We start from the raw sequence: 19343 nt of genomic DNA on the forward strand, positions 1-19343 counted from the left end.
GAACGACGGCGGAAGGGTTTGAAGGGCGTGGACGACGTCAGGATCGCTTTCCACGAGCTGAGCTTCGTCTCCGAGGGGGACGACGTGGTGGTCGGCAGGGTGGACGCGGACTCGTACGCGGTGCTGCCCAGCGACGGCGCCGCCCTGCTCAGGGAGATGACCCGGGGCATGCCGCCGGAACACGCCGCGCGGTGGTACGAGGCCACCTACGGCGAGCAGGTCGACATCGACGAGTTCCTTGAGACACTGCACGAGCTGGGGTTCGTCCGCTCCGGCGGTGACTCAGGCAGTACCCCCGACGGGAACGTGACCGCACCGGACCCGGACAGGCGGCTGCCGTTCCGCAGGCTGGGGGAGGCCGCGTTCTCCCCCCTCGCGTGGGTGCTCTACGGCGCCGTGTTCTGCGTGTGGCTGTTCACCGCCCTGCGTGACACCGGCATCCTGCCCAGCCCCCACCACATCTTCTTCACCGACTCGCTGCTCGTCGTCCAGTTCGGGATCATCTTCGGGCAGTTGCCGCTGGTCTTCCTGCACGAGGCCTTCCACATGCTCGCCGGGCGGCGGCTCGGGCTGCGCAGCAGGCTCAGCGTCAGCAACCGCTATCTGTACATCGTCTTCGAGACGCAGATGAACGGCCTGCTCAGCGTCGAACGCGGGAAACGCTACCTGCCGTTCCTGGTGGGGATGGTGTGCGACGTCGTCGTCTTCAGCCTGCTCGGCCTGGCCGCGCACCTCACCAGGACCGCCGACGGCGCCTTCTCACTGACCGGGCGGGTCTGTCTCGCGCTGGCCTTCACGGTCCTGATGCGCTTCGCCTGGCAGTTCCAGCTCTACCTGCGCACCGACCTCTACTACGTGTTCGCGACCGCGCTCAACTGCCACGACCTGCACAACGCCAGTACGGCGCTGCTGCGCAACCGGATCTGGCGGCTGCTGCGGCGCCCGGAACGGCTCGTGGACGAGGAGCAGTGGACCGAGTACGACCGCAGGGTCGGCCGGTGGTACGGCCCCTTCATCAGCCTCGGCGTCCTGGCCATGCTGCTCATCACCGTGTTCGGGTCGCTGCCCGTGGCGGTGCAGTACGTCCAGACCGCGCTGCGGAGCATGGAGGGCGGCGTGACGACCCCGGCCTTCTGGGACGGGGCGCTGGGGCTGCTCATCCTCGTGAACTGGTTCGTCACACCGGTCTACCTCGCCCGGCGCAAGCGCAGGCAAGCCCGCCAGGACCGGCCACGGGCGGTCGCCGAGCCGGCAACCACCAAGGGAGTGAACTAGAGATGCCTGCCCACCTGAGGATCGTCGGCGACCGCCGTACCGACCGGCTGCGCCGGGCCACCGAGGAGCCGGACGGCGGGCGCGCCGTCGTCGCCGTGTGCCACCAGCGGTTGCGCGGTCCCTACACGGGCGTCGACACGCTGCTGCGGGCCGTGCTGCCCGAGGCGTACGCCCGCTGGCCCGAACTGGTCGACCGGCACCGGGTCGAGCTGCTCTACGGCGTCCCCGAGCTGGCGGAGCTGGTCGGGGAGGCGCCGCAGCAGCTCGCGTTCAAGGGGCCGTTCGAGGAGCGCACCCGCTTCTACGGCTCCCAGATGATCCGGTGCATGAACCAGGGCATCGTGACGTTCCTCAACGAGCACGCGCGGCGGCTCGCCGAGGCGGGCGACCCGGCGCCGCTCCTGGTGTTCGAGGACGCGCACGCCGCCGAGCCGTCCACCCAGGAGCTCGTCGCGCTGCTCCTGCGCAGGTCCGACCCCGGCAGGCTGCGGGTCGTCGTCTCCACCGTTCCCGTGGCCTCCCTGACCGGGGAGCTCGAAGGGGCGCTGGCCCGCCACACGGAGACCGTCCAGGCCGTGCCCGGCGAGCCCTCCCCCGACGGGCGGTCGGTCGAGGAGCTGGTCAGGGCGTACGTCATGGCGGACGGCATCAGCGACGACCCGGCCGAGATCGCCGCCTACGAGACGGCCGACCCGGAGTTCGTCCGGCGGCTGCACGACCTGCGCGCCGAGGAACTGACCCCGGACGCGGACCTGGGGACCAGGATGGGCGCGCTCCCGTACCACCGCGAGCGCGGCGCCGACCCCGGCGGGCTGGGCCGGGAGGCCCTCACCGAGGGGCTGCGGATCAGCGCGGAGATCGGCTTCTCCGCGATGACCCTGGACATGGGGCTGCGCGGCAGGGCGGTGACCGACCCGGTCGCCAACGCCGACGACTTCCGCCGGTTCACGGCGCTGGCGGCCAACGCGCTGGTGCCGCTGCACCGCCTCGACGAGTCGTTCGACCTCTACATGGACCTGCGCAGGCGGTACACCGACCCGAACGCGCACATGATCTCCAGCTACGGCATCGCCATGCTGTACACCCGGTTCTTCTCGCCCCGCGACCACGAGACGGCGCTGGCCTGGCAGAACAACGCGGTGGCCATCGCCGCCCTGCTCCCCGACGCCAGGGAGCGCACCCTGCGCCAGGTATTCAACGACAACGCCCTCGCGCTCATCGAGATGCACCGGGGCAACCTGGAGCACGGCCTCGAACTCATCCGGGTGGGCATCGAACGGCTCGACGCCATGCTGGAACCCGACGAGTGGGTGGTGCACCGCTCGCAGCTGCTCTACAACAGGACCCGGCTGCTGGCCGCGCTCGGCCGGACGGACGAGGCCTACGCCGACTTCACCGTGCTGATCGAGATGGACCCGTACTACACCGACTACCTGTGCGAACGGGCCAAGATCTCACGCAGGCGGGGAGACCTCGACGCGGCGCTCGCCGACTACGACCGGGCGGTCGCCATGGCCCCGCCCTTCCCCGAGCTGTTCTACAACCGGGGCACCGCCCGCGCCGAGGTGGGGGACGCCGACGGCGCGCTGGCCGACTTCGGCTACGTGCTGGAGATGGAGCCGGACGACGTGGCCACCCGGATGCGGCGCGCCGAGCTGCTCCTCGGCCTCGGGGACTTCGAGGCGGCCGAGGCCGACGTCGTCGCGGGCCTCGAACTGCGGCCCGCCGACCCGGAGCTGCTGTGCATGCGGGGCACGATCGCCCTGGAGTACGGCGACGCCGAGCAGGCCGCCCGGTGGCTGGACGCCGCGCTCGACGGCGACCCCGGATACGCGGCGGCGCTGGTCAACCGGGCGGTCGCGTCCTTCGAGCTGGGCCGTCCCGCCTCCTCCGTCGAGGACCTGACCCGGGTGCTCGACCTGCTCGGCCCCGACCCCGACGTGCTGCTCAACCGTGGCCTGGCGCACGAGGCGGCGGGCAGCGCCGACCTGGCGCTGCGGGACGTCGAGACCGCGCTCGGGCTGCCCGGTGCCGACGTGGCCGAGCTGGAACCCGTGCGGAAGCGGTGCAGGCGGCGGCTGGCCGGTGTGTGACCCGTGCGGTCACCTGCCCGCCCCGCGTTCGAAGGAGGCGACGATGCCGAGGCGCTGGGCGAGCAGCACGGCGTTGACCCGGTCGCACACCCCGAGCTTGCGGTAGAGCCGCTCCTGGTGCTTGGTCACCGTGCGCGGCGACAACCCCAGCCTGCGGGCGATGGCCACGGCGCTCAGGCCCGCGCAGAGCAGACGCAGCACGTCGTGCTCCCGGGGGGTGAGCCGTACGTCGGCGGCCGGGTCCGCCGCCCTGGTGATCGCCGTGTACGGCCTGACCAGCGTCTCCAGCGCCTCAAGCCGGGCCTCGCCCAGCGCGGTGCCGCCTGAGCCGATCACCCCGGCCAGCCACTCTCCCGCCGAGTCGGGGGTGACGTCCCAGCACCACAGGTCCTCCTGCCGGGTGAACACCCCCAGCTTCGGCCCGCTCCCGGCCAGCTCGCGCGCCAGGTCCTGCCCGCCGTGGGAGGCGGCCCACAGCAGACGCAGCGTGTCGGCCGGGACGGGATCTCCCTGCCCTGGTTGTCCGGGGTCGCCGGTCTCCGTCCGCGCGAGCGCTGACTCGTTCACCGTCATCGTCGCGGCGAGCATGGCGAGCAACATCGAGACGATTCGATGCACCCGTTCTCCTCCTTGCCTGATGAATGTGCCCTTGGTGAATGCCCCCGGTGCGATTCCACTACTAACCCAGTTCGGGCCCCCCGGCCATATCGCGGGTTGATTTGGGGGCCAAATGGGGGCCGCGTTTATTCCACCTTCCGTGAAAGGGGTTTGACCCGGTCCCGGCGTCGCGTTTTCTGGAAAAACGGGCCCTGCCCAGGGGATTTTCCCTCTCCCGACTGACCTGGTTTCGGGAGAAACCGGTGAGGGGGCGTTCGCGACGGGTCACGCGGTCGCGACGGCGGTGACGTATGTCTGGCTCGGCATGGTGCCGGCCGGGGTTGACGCCCCCGTTCGCACGCCCACCACGCCTACATCGCCCTGGAGTCCGTCAAGGTCGTGGCCCCGCTGACGGCGGGGGTCCTGCTGCCGGCCGGGTGACCGGTCGCCGGGTGCCAGGATCGTGGTGTCGGTTCCGCCCCGGAACACGACAGCCGCGACGAAGGAGGACCACCGTGATCGAACGGATGGACAACGTCGGCATCGTCGTCGAGGACCTCGACGCCGCCATCGCGTTCTTCACCGAGCTCGGCATGGAGCTTGAGGGCAGGATGCTGATCGAGGGGGCCTGGGCGGCCCGTGTCGTCGGGCTCGACGACGGCATGCGGTCCGAGATCGCGATGATGCGCGTCCCCGGCGGCCACGGCAGGCTTGAGCTGGCGAAGTACCACACCCCGGCGGGGATCCGCCCGGAGCCGGAGAGGGCGCCGGTGAACACGCTGGGGACGCACCGTGTCATGTTCGCCGTCACGGACATCAACGACACCCTCGACCGGCTGCGCGCCCACGGCGCCGAACTCGTCGGCGAGGTGACGCGCTTCGAGGACAGCTACCTGCTCTGCTACCTCCGTGGCCCGTCGGGCATCATCGTCGCCCTGGCCGAACAGATCGGCTGATCTCCCGAAGGGTCAGCCGACCAGTTTGAGGATCTCCTCGGCGACCAGGCCGGGCTCGTCCTGGGGGACCATGTGGCCGGAGCGTTCGGCCAGGACGTGACGGCCCAGGGGCCGGTCCTCGACGAGTTTCCTGTGGGCGGCGACCAGCGCGGGGCGGAAACGCCTCTCCACCTTGCTCGGGGAGAGCGCGCCGCTGATCGCCGTGACCGGGACCGGCGGCAGCGCCGCCCCCGAGTCGCGCAGGCGGGCGAGGCCGCCGGCGAGCGCGGCGTACTCGGCGCGGGTGGTGCGCAGCTCGGCCACGCTGGTCATCTCGGCCAGCGCCTCCTGCCGCATCTCCCGGGGGAACAGCGCGAGGACGCGGCGCAGCTCCGCCGGGACGACCTTGACGCCGAGGCGCGCCAGGCCGATCACGACGGACTGCATGGCCATGGTCATGGCCCGCACGCTTCGCCAGTAGTAGAAGTCGAGGTCCTCGACGGCCTGGTCGACGAGCACGAGCCCGGCGACCCGCCCGGGGTTGGCGGCGGCGTAGGAACGGATGATCGGGCCGCCCAGACTGTGCCCGGCCAGGATGTAGCGCTCCTCGCCCAGGGCGTCCAGCAGGTGCCCCAGGTCCTCGACCATGCGGTCCAGGTCACGGCGGTGCGCGTCGCGGTCGCTGCGGCCGAACCCGGCCCGGTCGTAGGCGACGACCCTGGTGCGTTCGGCGACCAGGGGCATGACCAGCCCCCACTCGACCCGGGAGGCGCCGAGCCCCGATTCGAGGACGACGACGGGCCGCCCCTGCCCCTGACTGACGTGGTGCAGCCGCCGTCCGTCCGGCAGGGTCGCGTACCCCTGCTCTCCGAAGACACTAGACATTGACGTTCTCCTCCCGGACGGGAACCAGCTCAGCACGGATGGTACGGGCCGTCGAGGCGATGAGGACCCCGGCGAGCAGGCCGGGCAGGGCGATCGAGGCGACCGCCCCCGCCGTGCCGTACGTCTTCTCCACGGTGTTCAGCAGCGCGGCCCCGGCCAGGCCGCCGATCGCCAGGCCCACCCCGAACAGGCTGGCCATGTAGCTGCGCCTGGCCGGACCGGTGACCGCGATCATGATCAACGTGACCATCGGGACGATCATCGGCGTCAGGACCAGGCCGGTGAAGAAGGCCAGCAGCGTCAGGGGCAGGACCGGGGCCGCCGCGCCCGCCGCGAAGGCCAGCGCGGAGCAGGCGACGATCCGGGCGGCGACGACCGGCACCCTCCCGGGGTCGGCCTGGAAGATCGCGTCGAGCCGCCTCCCGAAGGAGACCAGTGCGACGACGGCCCCGGCCGAGGAGATCGCCGTGAACAGACCCCGCACGTCGGTCTCCATGCCCCAGCGTTCCTTGAGGTGGACCGACAGGAACGTCGCCGCCGGGACCAGGAGCATGCCGTAGGCGACGAAGGCGGCGAAGACCCTGCGCAGCGTCGGCGAGCGCAGCGGGCTCCCGTCCGGCGTCACCTCCTCGCGCCGCCCGATCCCCGGGTCCCGCAGCCGCAGCGCCGACAGGCAGCCGAGCATCGACAGCACGCCGAGCACCGCGTAGACCGCCCGCCAGTCCAGGCCGAACCAGCCGGACAGCGCGGAGACCGTCAACGGGCTCAGGATCGCTCCGGCGGGCATCGCGGCGCCGTACAGGGCCAGGACCCTCCCCCGGACGGCGGGCGGGTAGACGTCGGCCAGCAGCGGGGAGTGCAGCGCGATCTGGCTGCCGTTGGCCAGCCCGCTGACCAGCAGCAACGCGCCCAGCGTCCAGATGTCCCCGGCGAAGGAGATCGCGAAGGTCGACCCGCTCCAGACGAGGCCGGTGACGATGGAGACCAGGGCGCGGATCGGACGGCCCCTGACCACGGCCGACATCAGGAACGGCGCCACCCCGACGGCCAGCAGCTGGATCGCGAGCAGGGAGGTGAGGGTGCCGGTCGAGACGCCGAACGAGCTCGTGATGTCCGGGGCGAGCACGCTGAGGGCCTGGTTCACGAACGCGTCGGTGATCGCCAGCATGCCGACGGCGAAGACGGGATAGAGCCTCATGCGGGCCTCATGACGGGTCGAAGACGATCGGCTTGACCTCACCCCGGCTGTACAGCGCGGCCTGGCCCGGCATCGCGACGCTCCAGGAGCGCATGCCGTCCCCGCCCAGGGCGACGATCCGCAGACAGGGACCGCCGGCGAAGGCCGTACCGCCCGCGTAGTAGGTCGAGCGCAGGGAGACGTCGAGCCCGAGCGCCCCGCCCCGGCCCGGCGCCCCGGTCGGCAGCCGGTGCCCCTCCCCGTAGACCTCGTACGTCCGGGAGGCGGCCCGTTCGACGGCGCCGAGGAGGTCCTCGTCGTCGGAGATCCGTTCCCGCCAGGCGACCCAGGCCGTGGCGTCCGCCGAGTCCGGGACGGCGTGACCGTCGAAGGCGAGCAGCCGGTGCAGCAGCCTCCGGTGTTCGGCGGGCCAGGCGCCGACCCGGCCGAACTCGGCGGCGGCGGCCTCGCGGAGCCTGGCCTGCCAGACCCCGGTGTCCGGCCACCTGTCGTCGAGCGCCCACGCGGTCACCTCCTCCAGGCTCACGGAGAAGGCCCTGGGCAGCAGTTCGGCCAGTCGCCTGCCCCGGCTGGTGTCCCGGCCCGGCTCGTCGTTGAAGACGTCCGGGTGCCAGCGCTCCGGCGCCAGGGCCGGGTCGGGGGTGACGGTGTCGGGGGCCGTGTTGCAGTTCTGCAGGTAGCCGGAGGCCGGGTTGACGATCCGTACCAGGTCGGCGGCGGGCCTGACGCCGAGCCAGGCGGTGGCCGAGGTGTTGCCGTCGAGCACTCCCCCGCCCTGCTCCGGGGGCCTGAGCGGCACCCTCCCGGTGCGCTGGTAGAGGCAGTCGCCCGAGGCGTCGGCTGCCAGCACGTTCTGCGGCGGGAAGGCGCACGCGTCGAGCGCCGCGCTCAGTTCCCCCACGTCGCGGGCCCGCACCATGGCCGCGAACTGCCGCTCCGTCTCCCCCGCCAGCCCCATGTACGGCGTGCACACCACGTAGACCGCCTCGGCGTCCCTGGCCAGGACGGGCGCGACCACGCCGTTGTGCACGACGTACTCGTGGCCGTCGTGCCGCAGGACCTCCCTGGGCTCCCCGTCGTGGAGGTAGCGGTCGCCCTGGACGGCGATCCGGTAGGCGTCGGAGACCCTCGGACCCCCGGTGGTCAGCCCCCAGGCGCAGGTCCGGTTGTGGGCCAGCGGCGGCAGCATGGCCCCCAGGAAGCAGAAGCCCGCGTAGTGCAGGTCACCGGCCCTGACGACGGCCTCGTGCATGGCGAACGCGCCGCTGAAGGGCAGGTGCGGGTCGCTGACCACGAACGTCTCACCGGTCGCGGTCCGCCAGGGCCGTACCACCCAGGCGTTCGAGCCGAGCGGGGCGTAGCCGACGTCCTTCTCCGAGGCCGGTTCGTTCGAGAGCACCCCGGCGGCGCGCAGCGCCTCGACGCCGTCGGTGATGATCCAGAACAGCATCACCATCCGGTTGACGCCGATGGGCAGGGCGGCCTCAAGCGGCGGGGCCCAGTCGGGGACCCGCTCGGGGTGCTCCTCCATCCACGCGCCGATCCCGGCCACGAACGCCTCGTAGCAGGTCCGCAGGTCATCGGGCATGGACTCAAGTCCCCGCCTCGCCTCTTCGAGCACCTGCCAGCGCCGGTGCACGGCGTCGCGCTCCGGCTCGCCGAGTTCGCCGCGGACGAGGAGGTACTGCCTGAGCACGCCGTGCAGGTCGTCCCGCGCCTGCGCGTACCCGAGCCCGAAGTAGGCGGCGGGCTCGGTGGAGGCGTCGATCAGCGGCGTGCCGTACGCGTCCCGGAGAACCCGCACTGAGCCCCAGGAATTGTCCATGCGTTAACCATGGGTGAAGAATGTCCGGAATTCCTTGGCCGATCGGACGAGGAATCACCCCGGGTGTTGGCCGATACTGCACGGATGAACCAGGTCGAGTACCTCGAACCGTCACTCGCCCAGGTGGTCGAGCGGATCGGGACCCGCTACGTGACGGTCGTCGGCGCCCCGCGCGGAGTCGAGGTCCCGGTCTCCGGGCCCGCGATCCACGATCCGCTGAGTTCCGTACCGCCCCGCCCCGGGTCGATGGTGCTGCTGGTCGGGCTGACCGCCGGGTCCCCCGAGGCCGCCGCGACACTGCGCGGACTCGGCGGGGCCACGGCCGCCGTGCTGCGGGCCGACGCGCGGGACGCCGCGCCGCTGGCCGAGGCCGCCGCCCAGGCGGGGGTCGCGCTGGTCGCGCTGGAGTCGGCCATGTCCTGGAGCCACCTGCACACGCTGGTCGAGGAGACCGTCCTGCTCGGCGAGAACCTGGTCGCGGCGCCGGGCGGCGACCTGGGCAGTGTCCCGGTCGGCGACCTGAACACGCTGGTCAACCTGATCGCCGAGACCCTCGACCGGCCGGTGGGGATCGTGGACACCCAGTGGCGGCTGCTGGCCTACTCGGCCGTACCCGGCCAGGTCAACGACGACCTGCAACGCGACGTCATCCTGAACCGGGTCGTGCCCGAGCGCAACGCCCCACGGGAGACCAGGCGGCTGCTGCTGACCACCGGCCGCGCGCTGCGTTTCCTCACCAACGCGCCCTACGACACCGCCGACCACACGATCTGGCGGGTCGGGGCGGGCATTCGCGGCGGCCAGGAACCCCTCGGCATGCTGTGGGTCCTCGAAGGACGTGACCAGCTTCCCGACGACAGGCTCGTCCTGGTCGAGGAGTTCGCCCGGCTGGCGGCGGCGCACCTGCTGCGGGCGCGCACGGCCAGGACAGCCGACCGGGAACGCCACGGCGAGCTGGTCGGGCAGGCCCTGGACGGCACCAACCCGCGGACCGCCTGCCGTCGCCTCGGTCTCGACCCGGACGCGGGGATCGCGGTGCTGGCCGTGGCCGGGCTCTCCCTCGGCGCCGACGACCCGCCCGGGGAACACCTGCTCGACGGGGTCGCCACCTACTTCGACGCCTACCGGCGTTCGGCGGCCTGCGTGCTGCGCGCCGAGACCGTCTACTGCCTGGTCCCGACTCCGGACCTGACGACGCTCAGGGAGATCGCCGCCGACCTGGTCCGGCAGCTCGGCAGGCGCGGGCGGCTGGTCGCCGCGATCGGCGGGCGGGTCCCGGCTGAGGCGCTGCCGCGTTCCCGCCGCGAGGCCGACCTCGCACTCGCCGCCCTACGCGCCTCGGCCGCCGACCCGGGTGCGACGGCCGGATCAGGCCCGGCCGGCGGCCCGGGTTCGGCGGTCGGCACGATCGACGAGGTTCGCGCGGCGGCGACGCTCATCGAGCTGCGCGCGCTCCTGGAGGACCATCCCGGCCTGCTCCTGCACGAGGCGGACCCCGCCCTGCCCACCGGGACGCCTTCCTCGGGAACCCCGTCCTCAGGGGCACCGTCGTCGGGAGCCCTTTCGGGAGCACGGTCTTCGGGGGCCCTTTCGGGAGCACGGTCTTCGGGGGCCCTTTCGGGAGCGCTGTCTTCGGGAGCACGGGCTTCGGGAGCGCTGTCGGAGACGGCCGAGTCGGCGTTGGCCTGGATCGAGAGCCACGGGGACGTCCGGGCCGCCGCCCGGCGGCTTGGTGTGCACCCCAACACGCTCCGCTACCGCGTCCGCAAACTCGCCGCCGACGGCCTCGACCTGTCCGACCCCCAGACCCGCCTGGTCACCTGGCTGCGCCTGCGCCTCCTGTGACGGTCGCGCTTCCTGCGACGACCGTGCCGGGATCCAGCCGGTCCGGAACGGCTGTGCGAAGATCCAACCGGCCTGGGACGACTGTGCCAGGGCCCAGCCGCCTGGGGCGGCTACGCGAAGGTTCAACCGGTTTGGGCGTTCAGCGGGGAGCCCAGCGCCACAGTGGCGGGCCGTTGAGGGCGGCGACGTAGATCTCGCCCGCCGGGCCGACCGCGAGCTGGTGGGGGTCGGCGTCCTGGTCCGCCAGCGCCCAGCGCCGCGTCACCGACCCGTCCCCGGCGAGGGCGACGACGTAGCCGCGGTGCCGCCCGCCCTCCTCGTCCAGGGCGTCACCCCCGTCGAGCACGTACAGCACGTCACCGGGACCGACCGCCACGTCGTACGGCCTGCCGATCGCGGCCGAGGAGTGGGTGGCCAGGTGCCGGCCGTCGGCGGAGAAGACCTGCACCCGCGCGTTGCGCCGGTCGGCGACCACGACGTCACCGTTGCCCCGCAGCGCGATCCCGTGCGGGATGGAGAAGGCGCCGTCACGATCTCCCGGCTCGCCCCACGCCCCGGCGAACCGCCCGTCGGCGTCGAACACCCCCACCCTGGAGTTGCGGTAGCCGTCGGAGACGAAGGCCCGTCCGTTCCCTCCGGCCACCACGTCGGTCGGCCTGGCGAAGATGTAGGGGTCCCCGGTGCAGCGCAGGTTCGTCAGCGTGTTCCGTACGGCCAGGCAGGTGTCGAGGCCGAAGCCGTAGTCATGCCCGATCGTCCGTTCGAGCCGCCCGTCCCCGGTGAACACCGTGACGTGGTTGGTCGTCACGTCCGTGACCCACACCCGGTCCTTCCCGTCGACCGAGACGCCGTGCGGGGAGGCGAACATCCCCGCTCCCCAGGAGCGCGTGACTTCCCCGGTGCCCGCGTCGAGGACGACGACCGGATCGACGTCCATCATCCGGTCCGCCGCGAACGCCCCGCCGCCCCGGTGCAGCAGCAACACCTCACCCGTTCCGGTCACCGCGACCCCGGACCCGATCGTGACCCCGGCGGGCGCCCGTCCCCACGGCGTCAGCGTCGAGCCCGGCGGAACCGTACGGTCGACGGCCTCGGAGACCACGGCCCCTCGGGGTGGGTTCCCGCGCAGGAACAGCCCGGCGGCCCCGGCGGCGAGCAGCGGTACGGCGGCCAGCAGGACACGCCTGCGAACCCGCCCTCCCCGGGAGGGGTCGCCACCTCGGGAGGTGGCACCGTCCCGAGGGGAAAGGCCGTCGCTTCGCGAGGCCGCGCCGTTCTGGAAGGTCGTGCCGCTCTGAGGGACCATGCCGTTCCGGCAGGAGGGGCCACCGCTTCGGGAGGCCGTACCGCTCTGGGAGGCATTCTGAGGGGCGGCGTCGTTCTGAAGGGAGGCGTTCTGGGGGGTGGCGTCGCGCATCGCCATGGGGCTCGCTCCGGGGGGTACGAGCGCCCCGGTCGTGGCGGGGCGCACACGGACCGGGTCACGTGTGCGCCCAGTGTCGGCCCCGTCACCGGGGAACCGCCATCGGGGACCTCCCCGATCATCCGGTCAGGGAGGTCCCGATGTGCGCGGCGGAGAACCTCCCAGCGCACGATGGTCGGAACCGACGATTTTGAGGAAATCGAGGCGCCGAAGACGCCGACGACCGGGCGGATGATTCCGCCGCGCCGGTCTCCGGGTGAGCCAGAACGGCGTGGACGACCATCGCACGACGGGAATGTCACACCCCGTTCGGGGGCTCCTGCGGGTATTCGCGGGTTTCGGATTCTCCGAGTAGCCGAGCGAGGTCGTCTGAGGTCGCCTCGTCAAGCGCCTCACGAATCTTCTTGAGGAATTTGGAATCACCCATCAGCTCACGTTGACGAGCCAGAAGATGCAGGTCGGGAGTGACGTCAACTCCCAGCTGCCGATGAAGGGTGAAGCTCTTGGTGGCGTAGTCGAAACCGATCGACAGATCCTTGATATCGGTGTGGATGATTCCCAGGCTTCGGAGCGCGTAAGCGACTCCGGCACTGTCACCGATCTTGTACGCGCTGGCCAGGATCCGGCGGTGCTCCTTGATGGCCCTTCTGTGTGGCCCCCTGATTCGAGGGCCTATGACCAGCATGAAAAGAAAGAAGGGTATGCCGGTGTATCCAATTGTGAGAAGCAGGGGTTCCGGAACCGGCGACTGGCGAATGCTCTGTAACGTGAGGTCGGGGTGCCTTCCACAATCGAAATGCAGAACAGCAGACCGACGACGGCCACCCAACGCTTCATAAGGCCCCCCGTCAGGGCGTGGCGAAGTGACGTCACGGAGGGGCCGGTGCGGGAGCCGGCCCTCCCCGACAGGGGGACTTTCTCACGATTTGGAGGGTGCGCGACAGGCACAACAACGGCGAGGTGACGGCCACACTGCCGTACCGGTGGGGTCAGAGCCGGTAGAAGTCGGTGTAGTGGTTGGGGGAGAACCAGACGACGCCGGTGGAGCGGTTGACGACGATGCGGTAGGCGTCACGCGCCGCGCCCCTGGCCCGGGAGTACACGTCGTACTCGTAGTAGGTGGCGCCCGAGGGCAGCTGCCCCTCACGGTTGTAGAACTGACCGCCGGTGTAGTTGTACCGGCCGTCGGGCCAGGAGTACCACCCGCTGCTCGTCGGGTATCCCTTGGCCGCCCAGGTCGAGGCGGCCGAGCGGGCGTCGGAGCACCGGGAGACGGTGCAGGTCGAGTAGACGGCGGCGTCGGCGGGGGTGACGGCGACCAGGCCGGTCAGGAACGTCATCACGGCGAGCGTGACGGCGAGCGGAACGGACCGGAGACGACGGGGGGCGTTCACGGGGCCTCCTCACAGACCACGAAGGGGCGGACACCGCCAGGATCACCGCGGGATCGCGCGACGAGGACGACGCCCGCCGAAGGCGGGATGAACTCTTCGTGGCCCGGAGAGGACATGCGTTTTCCTGCCAGGAACCGCGATTCCCCGCCGCGGTTTCCGGATGCCCGTGTGAAGTCTCTCCGCCCATCCCAAATTCCAGGTGTCCGCCGCGCCTTTCGGTCACCCGCCGAGAAATGGCTTTCCGCCCCGCCAGATCACCACCGGAGCAGGCAAGGTCCGTGCCCCGAGCCGTTGCGGCAAGGCTCCCCACGAGCGCCTGGCAGTGGCACTCCCGCGGCCCCGGTGCCAAAGGGGTCCGGCGCTGTGAACGGGCGACCCGGATGGGGATGAGCCGAAAGCGTCCGGGAAAAGAGGCGCGGGCTTGGCGGGACCGCCGACGATCTCTGCCAATGAGGTTCGTCGCCTGTTCGCGTTGTTAACCCGCCGCCCATCGACGGGCAGCGTATCCGGCACTGGTCGGCCTGGCGGTTACGCCACCGCGCGCTCGAAAAGCCCATTACCAGCGACAACACAACAAGGATCGATAAGTACTACTGGAGCCTCGGGGTCATGCAAACTGTCCATTGACAAATGTCTGAAATTTTCTGATGATGATCCAGTAAAATCCAATTGCTCAGGCGAGGCTGCCGCAGCGGAACGTTGCGATGTTCAGCATGGATACACCTCACCATTTCTCCCCCAACATGGCTAACGCTTCTGTGGCACCTGACACCTGACATCAGAAGAAGGGTCTTAATGAAGAGCGGACTCGCATTTGCAGCAGCCCTCACGATTGCGATCCCACTGATTCCCGGTCTCGCCATGGCGCAGCCAGGCTCCGCCGCCAAGGAACCGATCACCCTATCACGGGACCAGCAGCCCAAGGCCGACCGTCCCACGCTGAACAGACTCTCCAAGGAGGCCAAGGCGCAGGGCATATCCCTGAAGCAGGCTCTTGATAAGTATGCCGCCAAGGAGTTGAAGAACAACCCTTCGATACAGGGCGACATGCCTGACGGCCCCGTCCCCGACCCAACCATCAAGGTTGACGGCATCCCGTTCTCCGAGCTCATCGACCTCAATCGGTACGCGCAGTCAGAAAAGATCTCCTTCGAGGAGGCCATCGATCGCTACGCCTGGAGTCCGGCGATCAACCCCCTGGCCTCCCGGCTGCGCTCGGAGTTTGCCGAGGTGATCGCCGACATCGCCATAGTGGACGAGGGCCGTGGAGTCCGTATCGGCTTCAAGGGCGAGGTGCCGGCCAAGGCACTCGAACTCGCGAAAACCCTGCCGGTGGAAGTAAGGCTGTTCCCTGGACGCGGATTCTCCGAGGCGGAGTTACAGGCGGCGCGGGAAGCCGCGCTCCTCAGTCTCCACCGAAGCGGGAAGGTCGCCTCGACGGTAGGCAGGTACAACGCCGAAACCGGCGAGGTGAACATCACCGTGAGGCTGAAGGAAAAACCGTCCGACGATGCGGCGCGTTCACGCGCGGTTACGTCAATCCAGCCTTCCGCCCCGGACAACCCCGCCATCAAAATCAACATTCAGCTTGACGACAATCTACTGCTGCGGAGGACCGACAAGTATATCCGCGGCGGCGGGCTGCTCAACGGGTCGAATAATTGCACGAACGGATTCAACGTTATTTCGTCCACCGGCGCCAAAGGCAGCCTCACCGCAAGGCACTGTGCTGACGGCAGTCAATACTACACATACCGCAACCACTCTAATTACGACACCGACACCACGACTCTGTCGCGATGGTTCCGCGCGCAGGATTACGATCTGGCCAGATACGACAGCAGCAGCACAACGAGCATGACGCAGACCCGCACGTTCTACTATGACTGGAACCTCCCCAGATACGCCCACGATGTGGGGACGTCTCCCGTCGTCGGACAACCGGTCTGTAAGTTCGGCAGGACCACAGGCGCCACCTGCGACAACATCACCGACACGAACGTCGACATCAGTGACGAGGACTGGATCACCGACGGCAAGACGTACAAGGGAAACATCGTCACCGACGACATGGTGGACCCGGGAGACAGCGGGGGGCCGCTGTACTACGGGAACAGGGCCTGGGGAATCACCTCCGCGGAAAGCTACTCCGTGTTCGACACATCGGCGTACTTCGTGGCCACGGATCGCGTCAACGACTCGACCGGGCTGGGCAGCAACTGGAACGTCTGGACATGCCCCACATGCTGAGGCCGATGCCGTCCGTGAGCAAGTAGAACACTTTTAACGAGGTCACTGCTGCGCGAGGGCGGGCCGCCGCGTCTACGACCGTCGGCGCGTCCTCGATCTATTCAAGACCGGACCGAATGGATCGGGTCGGCCGAATCACAAACTCGCCGGGGCCCTGACCCCACATGTGGTTCAATGATGTGATGCACACGGGTGATCAGGCAAGAAGATACGCATGGCTCGTCGCATTAGCGGCCCTTCCAACGCTTACCACCGGATGCTCCAGCAGTGGATTGAGCATAGAGGGAAAAGACCCTCTCGCCATCGTCCACCGCTCCTCGATTTCCATGACGGCCATAATCATGGGCACACTGAGGTACGACGCCGAAAGTAAATGTCTCAGACTGGTGATGCCCGGTCCTGGAGATCCGCAGGCGACACCCGTATGGCCCGATGGAACCCAGCCCGTCATCGACGGCAAGAGGCGTGGCGTGGACGTGCCCGGCATGGGTCCTGTATTGGAAGGCGACAAAATCACCGGTGGTGGTGGCGCTTCCACTTGGCGCAAAAACCCACCGGCAGGCATCAAGATTCCCGACGGTTGCCTGCCGGACGGCCCGGATGGCACGGTGATGATCATCAGCAAGGTCACCAAGGTCGAACGATCCTGACAGGAGGCGTGACGGGCGGTGCCGTAAGTCTCCAAGGGTGGAAGGCGTGCCGCACACGCGTTCCACGAGGTGCTCCGCATCGAGGCGTTCACGGGACCTCCTCACAAGCCGCCGGGATCACCACGGGACCGCACGATAAGGACGACGCTCGCGAAGGCGAGGTGACTGGAGATTCCCCGCCGCGGTTTCCGGATGCCCGTGTGAAGTCTCTCCACCCATCCAAATTCCAGGTGTCCGCCGCGCCTTTCGGTCACCCGCCGAGAAAGGGGATTTCCGCCTCACCGGATCGACCACTCCTCGTACCGCACCGCCTACGGTCCGCGCTCCGGCGCCACTTCCGTCCCTCAGGCCACACCCGGACCACCACCGGAGGCGAAATCCATGAACATTAATCGAAGTGACGTTCCAAACCGTGGTTTCTAGGGTTCACTTGTTCCATGAGAAATAGTCAGACGGTTGTAGAACTGTCCACCGTCACACTGTCGGTCGGCTGACCGGATGTCCGCTTTCCGATCGGTGGTTGTCTTCGCCACGGATGGCGTGAGCACGTTCGACATCGGGGGGATAGGCGCGATCTTCGCCGACCGCCTCGAAGCCGAGCTTCCGCCGTTCGACTTCACGGTGTGCGCAGAGCGGCCCGGTCCGCTCCGCACCGACCTGGGCCTGTCGATGCACGTCGAGCACGGTATCGAACGCCTCGACAAGGCCGAACTGATCATCCTGATGCCGGGGTACGACACCCGCCCCGAACCCACCCCCGAGTTGGTCGCCGGACTGCGCGCGGCCAACCGGCGCGGCGCGATCATCGCCGCCTTCTGCACCGGCACCCACCTGCTGGCCGCGACCGGGTTGCTCGACGGACTGCGCGCGAGCACCCACTGGCACCTCCTGGATGACTTCGCCCAGGTCTATCCCAACGTCACCGTGACCGCCGACACCCTCTACATCGACGAGGGGCTGGTGATCACCGGCGCCGGGATCATCGCGGGCATCGACATGTGCCTGCACCTGCTACGCCGCGAACACGGCGCCGCCGTGGCCAACGTCGTCGCCCGCGCGTTGGTCGCCGCGCCGCACCGGGACGGCGACCAGGCCCAGGTCATCACCCGCTCGGTGCCCGGCGACGAGGACGCGCTGTTCGCCGGGGTCATCCACTGGGCCCGCAACAACCTGGACAGACCCCTGCTCGTCAACGACCTGGCCGCCCAGGCCCTGATGAGCCCGCGCACCTTCGCCCGCAAGTTCCGGGCCGCCATGGGCACGACGCCGCACTCCTGGCTGCTGGCCCAGCGGCTCAGCCGCGCCGAGGAACTCCTCGAAACCACCGAACTGCGGATCGAGGAGATCGCCCGGCTCGTCGGATACAACTCCGTCGCGGTCTTCCGCGAGCAGTTCGCCAAACGGCGGGGCCTGTCACCCCGTGCCCACCGCCAGCGCTACAGCCGCAGCCCCGAACCGAGTTACCCCTCCATGGCGGCCGGCTGAGAACCACCTGACAGGGCGGGGGTCGATGGCGGCAGAACCCCCGCCTACCAGGGGTCCACGCAATACATCCCATATATCCTACCAGGATAGTGGGTATGATGGACGCCGTGTCAGGATCTCCATCTGTCGTCATCGTGGGTGGTGGCGCGAGCGGCACCTTGGCCGCGGTCCATCTCCTCCGCCTGGCGCGGGCGCGTGCCATGCCACTGGAGATCATGTTGATCGACCAGTACGGCAGGCACGCGCAGGGCCAGGCCTACTCGACCACCGACCCCCGGCACCTGCTCAACGCCGCGACCGACAGGATGAGCGGGCTGGACGACGACCCGGGGCACCTGCTGCGCTGGGCCCGGGACAACGGGCTCGACGTCGACGGCTCCGGCTACCTGCCCCGGCAGGCCTACGGGCGCTACCTGCGCGACCTGCTGGCCGCCGCCGAGGACCGGCCCGTCCGGGTGGTGCGCCGGGTGACCGCCACGGCGACCGCCCTCCTACAGTGCCCCGACGAGGGCCCCGACGTGCGGGTCCAGCTCTCCGGAGGCGGCCGGATCGGTGCCGACGCCGCCGTGCTCGCACTGGGCAACCGCCCCCAGGCCCCCTGGCCGAGGGTCGTGGACGCGGGCAGCCGCCGCTACGTCGCCGACCCGTGGGCCCCCGGCGCCCTGGCCAGGATCCGTGACGGCGCGCCGGTCCTCGTGGTGGGGACCGGGCTGACCATGGTGGACGTGGCGCTCACGGTGACCTCCGCGCACCCGGGCACGGTGGTGCACGCGCTGTCGCGGCACGCCCTGCTGCCCCTGCCCCATCCCTGCCCCGTGCCGCCCCCGGTCCAGGCCGCGATCCCCGAGGGACCACTCGGCCTGGCCGCCCTGCTGCGCGCCGTACGGCTGGCCGTACGGGACAACGGGGGTGACTGGCCCGCGGTGGTCGACGGCCTGCGCCCGCGGACCCAGCGGCTGTGGGCGAACCTGAGCCCGGACGACCGGCGGCGCTTCCTCGACCTGGTCGCGCGCCACTGGGAGGTCCACCGGCACCGCATCCCTCCCGCGACGGCCGCCAGGATCGGCGAGTTGCGGGCGAACGGCAGGCTGCGGGTGCTCCGTGGCCGGCTGGTCCGGGCCACGACCGGCCCCGGGGGGATCAGCGCCCGGGTGAGCGCCGACGGCACCGTCAGGCGACTCGACGTCGGCTGGCTGGTCAACGCGACCGGCCCGGGAAGCGGCGTCGCCGGTGATCCCTTCCTGTCCCGCCTGGTCGCCGACGGCGTGGTACGGCAGGACGCGCTGCGGCTCGGGATCGACGCCGATCCCCGCGGCGCCGTCCTCGACGCGACGGGCCGGCCGAGCGACCGGATCTTCACGCTGGGGCCGACGCTGCGCGGAACCCTCTACGAGACGACGGCCATCGCGGAGATCCGTGCCCAGGCCGCGGCCCTGGCCCCTCGCATCGCCGACGCTCTGGCCCTGGCCGTTCATCCACGGTGACCCT

Annotated in this window: 15 protein-coding genes; 8 read left to right on the top strand and 7 right to left on the bottom strand. The window is 70.1% G+C overall.

The genetic code is table 11. The features are described 5' to 3' along the window. Positions 1-27: 27 nt before the first annotated feature. Positions 28-1275 carry a hypothetical protein gene (locus ACFOYY_RS38655; RefSeq protein WP_386196232.1) on the top strand — a complete coding sequence of 416 codons (1248 nt, stop codon included), beginning with the start codon at positions 28-30 and terminating at the stop codon, positions 1273-1275. Between the two features lie 2 nt (positions 1276-1277). Further along, positions 1278-3368, top strand: coding sequence for a tetratricopeptide repeat protein (locus ACFOYY_RS38660; protein WP_386196233.1), 2091 nt, complete (start codon positions 1278-1280; stop codon positions 3366-3368). A gap of 9 nt (positions 3369-3377) precedes the next feature. Here the strand turns inward: ACFOYY_RS38660 and ACFOYY_RS38665 are convergent, their stop codons facing one another. Then, positions 3378-3986, bottom strand: coding sequence for a response regulator transcription factor (locus ACFOYY_RS38665; protein ID WP_352015439.1), 609 nt, complete (start codon positions 3984-3986; stop codon positions 3378-3380). A gap of 506 nt (positions 3987-4492) precedes the next feature. Between ACFOYY_RS38665 and ACFOYY_RS38670 the strand changes: the two genes are divergently transcribed. Next, positions 4493-4921, top strand: coding sequence for a VOC family protein (locus ACFOYY_RS38670; protein WP_352015503.1), 429 nt, complete (start codon positions 4493-4495; stop codon positions 4919-4921). A gap of 12 nt (positions 4922-4933) precedes the next feature. On the opposite strand, the gene ACFOYY_RS38675 is transcribed toward ACFOYY_RS38670, so the two are convergent. From ACFOYY_RS38675 to ACFOYY_RS38685, 3 genes are read right to left on the bottom strand one after another with little or no spacing between them, the layout of a single operon-like run. Then, positions 4934-5785: an alpha/beta fold hydrolase gene (locus ACFOYY_RS38675; RefSeq protein ID WP_386196236.1), complete on the bottom strand. Its 852-nt coding sequence runs from the start codon at positions 5783-5785 to the stop codon at positions 4934-4936. Continuing rightward, positions 5778-6983 (bottom strand): MFS transporter, encoded by a 1206-nt coding sequence (locus tag ACFOYY_RS38680; RefSeq protein ID WP_362782930.1) that lies wholly within the window; start codon positions 6981-6983, stop codon positions 5778-5780. Before ACFOYY_RS38680 ends, ACFOYY_RS38675 begins: the two co-directional genes overlap by 8 nt. A gap of 7 nt (positions 6984-6990) precedes the next feature. Then, the gene (locus ACFOYY_RS38685) at positions 6991-8808 is read right to left on the bottom strand and encodes a penicillin acylase family protein (protein WP_386196239.1); all 1818 of its coding nucleotides are present in this window, start codon (positions 8806-8808) and stop codon (positions 6991-6993) included. Positions 8809-8892: 84 nt separating this feature from the next. Here ACFOYY_RS38685 and ACFOYY_RS38690 point away from each other — a divergent pair, with 84 nt between their 5' ends. Continuing rightward, positions 8893-10653, top strand: a complete 1761-nt coding sequence (locus ACFOYY_RS38690; protein ID WP_386196241.1) for a PucR family transcriptional regulator — start codon at positions 8893-8895, stop codon at positions 10651-10653. A 139-nt stretch (positions 10654-10792) separates the two neighbouring features. Here the strand turns inward: ACFOYY_RS38690 and ACFOYY_RS38695 are convergent, their stop codons facing one another. The 3 genes from ACFOYY_RS38695 to ACFOYY_RS38705 all read right to left on the bottom strand — a co-directional run bounded on the left by ACFOYY_RS38695 (position 10793) and on the right by ACFOYY_RS38705 (position 13470). Beyond that, positions 10793-12076 carry a peptidyl-alpha-hydroxyglycine alpha-amidating lyase family protein gene (locus ACFOYY_RS38695; protein ID WP_386196243.1) on the bottom strand — a complete coding sequence of 428 codons (1284 nt, stop codon included), beginning with the start codon at positions 12074-12076 and terminating at the stop codon, positions 10793-10795. Between the two features lie 298 nt (positions 12077-12374). After that, positions 12375-12761: a hypothetical protein gene (locus tag ACFOYY_RS38700; RefSeq protein ID WP_386196245.1), complete on the bottom strand. Its 387-nt coding sequence runs from the start codon at positions 12759-12761 to the stop codon at positions 12375-12377. Between the two features lie 304 nt (positions 12762-13065). Continuing rightward, positions 13066-13470 carry a ribonuclease domain-containing protein gene (locus tag ACFOYY_RS38705; RefSeq protein WP_362917923.1) on the bottom strand — a complete coding sequence of 135 codons (405 nt, stop codon included), beginning with the start codon at positions 13468-13470 and terminating at the stop codon, positions 13066-13068. A gap of 795 nt (positions 13471-14265) precedes the next feature. Here ACFOYY_RS38705 and ACFOYY_RS38710 point away from each other — a divergent pair. From ACFOYY_RS38710 to ACFOYY_RS38725, 4 genes are all read left to right on the top strand, one after another. Beyond that, positions 14266-15720 (top strand): S1 family peptidase, encoded by a 1455-nt coding sequence (locus tag ACFOYY_RS38710; RefSeq protein ID WP_386196247.1) that lies wholly within the window; start codon positions 14266-14268, stop codon positions 15718-15720. 182 nt (positions 15721-15902) lie between these two features. Next, positions 15903-16370, top strand: coding sequence for a hypothetical protein (locus ACFOYY_RS38715; protein ID WP_386196249.1), 468 nt, complete (start codon positions 15903-15905; stop codon positions 16368-16370). Positions 16371-16868: 498 nt separating this feature from the next. Then, on the top strand, positions 16869-17855 hold the full coding sequence (locus tag ACFOYY_RS38720; protein ID WP_362917925.1) for a GlxA family transcriptional regulator: 987 nt from the start codon (positions 16869-16871) through the stop codon (positions 17853-17855). Between the two features lie 107 nt (positions 17856-17962). Beyond that, complete coding sequence (locus tag ACFOYY_RS38725; RefSeq protein WP_386196251.1) at positions 17963-19339, top strand: FAD/NAD(P)-binding protein; 1377 nt, start codon at positions 17963-17965, stop codon at positions 19337-19339. Positions 19340-19343 lie beyond the last annotated feature (4 nt).

The sequence above is a fragment of the Streptosporangium jomthongense genome (assembly GCF_042650425.1).
Taxonomy (GTDB): domain Bacteria; phylum Actinomycetota; class Actinomycetes; order Streptosporangiales; family Streptosporangiaceae; genus Streptosporangium.

Bases quoted from the DNA above. Each gene is read 5' to 3' on its own strand.
- ACFOYY_RS38710 (WP_386196247.1), top strand. From the start codon at position 14,266: ATGAAGAGCGGACTCGCATTTGCAGCAGCCCTCACGATTGCGATCCCA.
- ACFOYY_RS38670 (WP_352015503.1), top strand. From the start codon at position 4,493: ATGGACAACGTCGGCATCGTCGTCGAGGACCTCGACGCCGCCATCGCG.
- ACFOYY_RS38680 (WP_362782930.1), bottom strand. From the start codon at position 6,983: ATGAGGCTCTATCCCGTCTTCGCCGTCGGCATGCTGGCGATCACCGAC.
- ACFOYY_RS38690 (WP_386196241.1), top strand. From the start codon at position 8,893: ATGAACCAGGTCGAGTACCTCGAACCGTCACTCGCCCAGGTGGTCGAG.
- ACFOYY_RS38700 (WP_386196245.1), bottom strand. From the start codon at position 12,761: ATGCTGGTCATAGGCCCTCGAATCAGGGGGCCACACAGAAGGGCCATC.
- ACFOYY_RS38715 (WP_386196249.1), top strand. From the start codon at position 15,903: ATGCACACGGGTGATCAGGCAAGAAGATACGCATGGCTCGTCGCATTA.
- ACFOYY_RS38685 (WP_386196239.1), bottom strand. From the start codon at position 8,808: ATGGACAATTCCTGGGGCTCAGTGCGGGTTCTCCGGGACGCGTACGGC.
- ACFOYY_RS38720 (WP_362917925.1), top strand. From the start codon at position 16,869: ATGTCCGCTTTCCGATCGGTGGTTGTCTTCGCCACGGATGGCGTGAGC.
- ACFOYY_RS38660 (WP_386196233.1), top strand. From the start codon at position 1,278: ATGCCTGCCCACCTGAGGATCGTCGGCGACCGCCGTACCGACCGGCTG.
- ACFOYY_RS38695 (WP_386196243.1), bottom strand. From the start codon at position 12,076: ATGGCGATGCGCGACGCCACCCCCCAGAACGCCTCCCTTCAGAACGAC.
- ACFOYY_RS38675 (WP_386196236.1), bottom strand. From the start codon at position 5,785: ATGTCTAGTGTCTTCGGAGAGCAGGGGTACGCGACCCTGCCGGACGGA.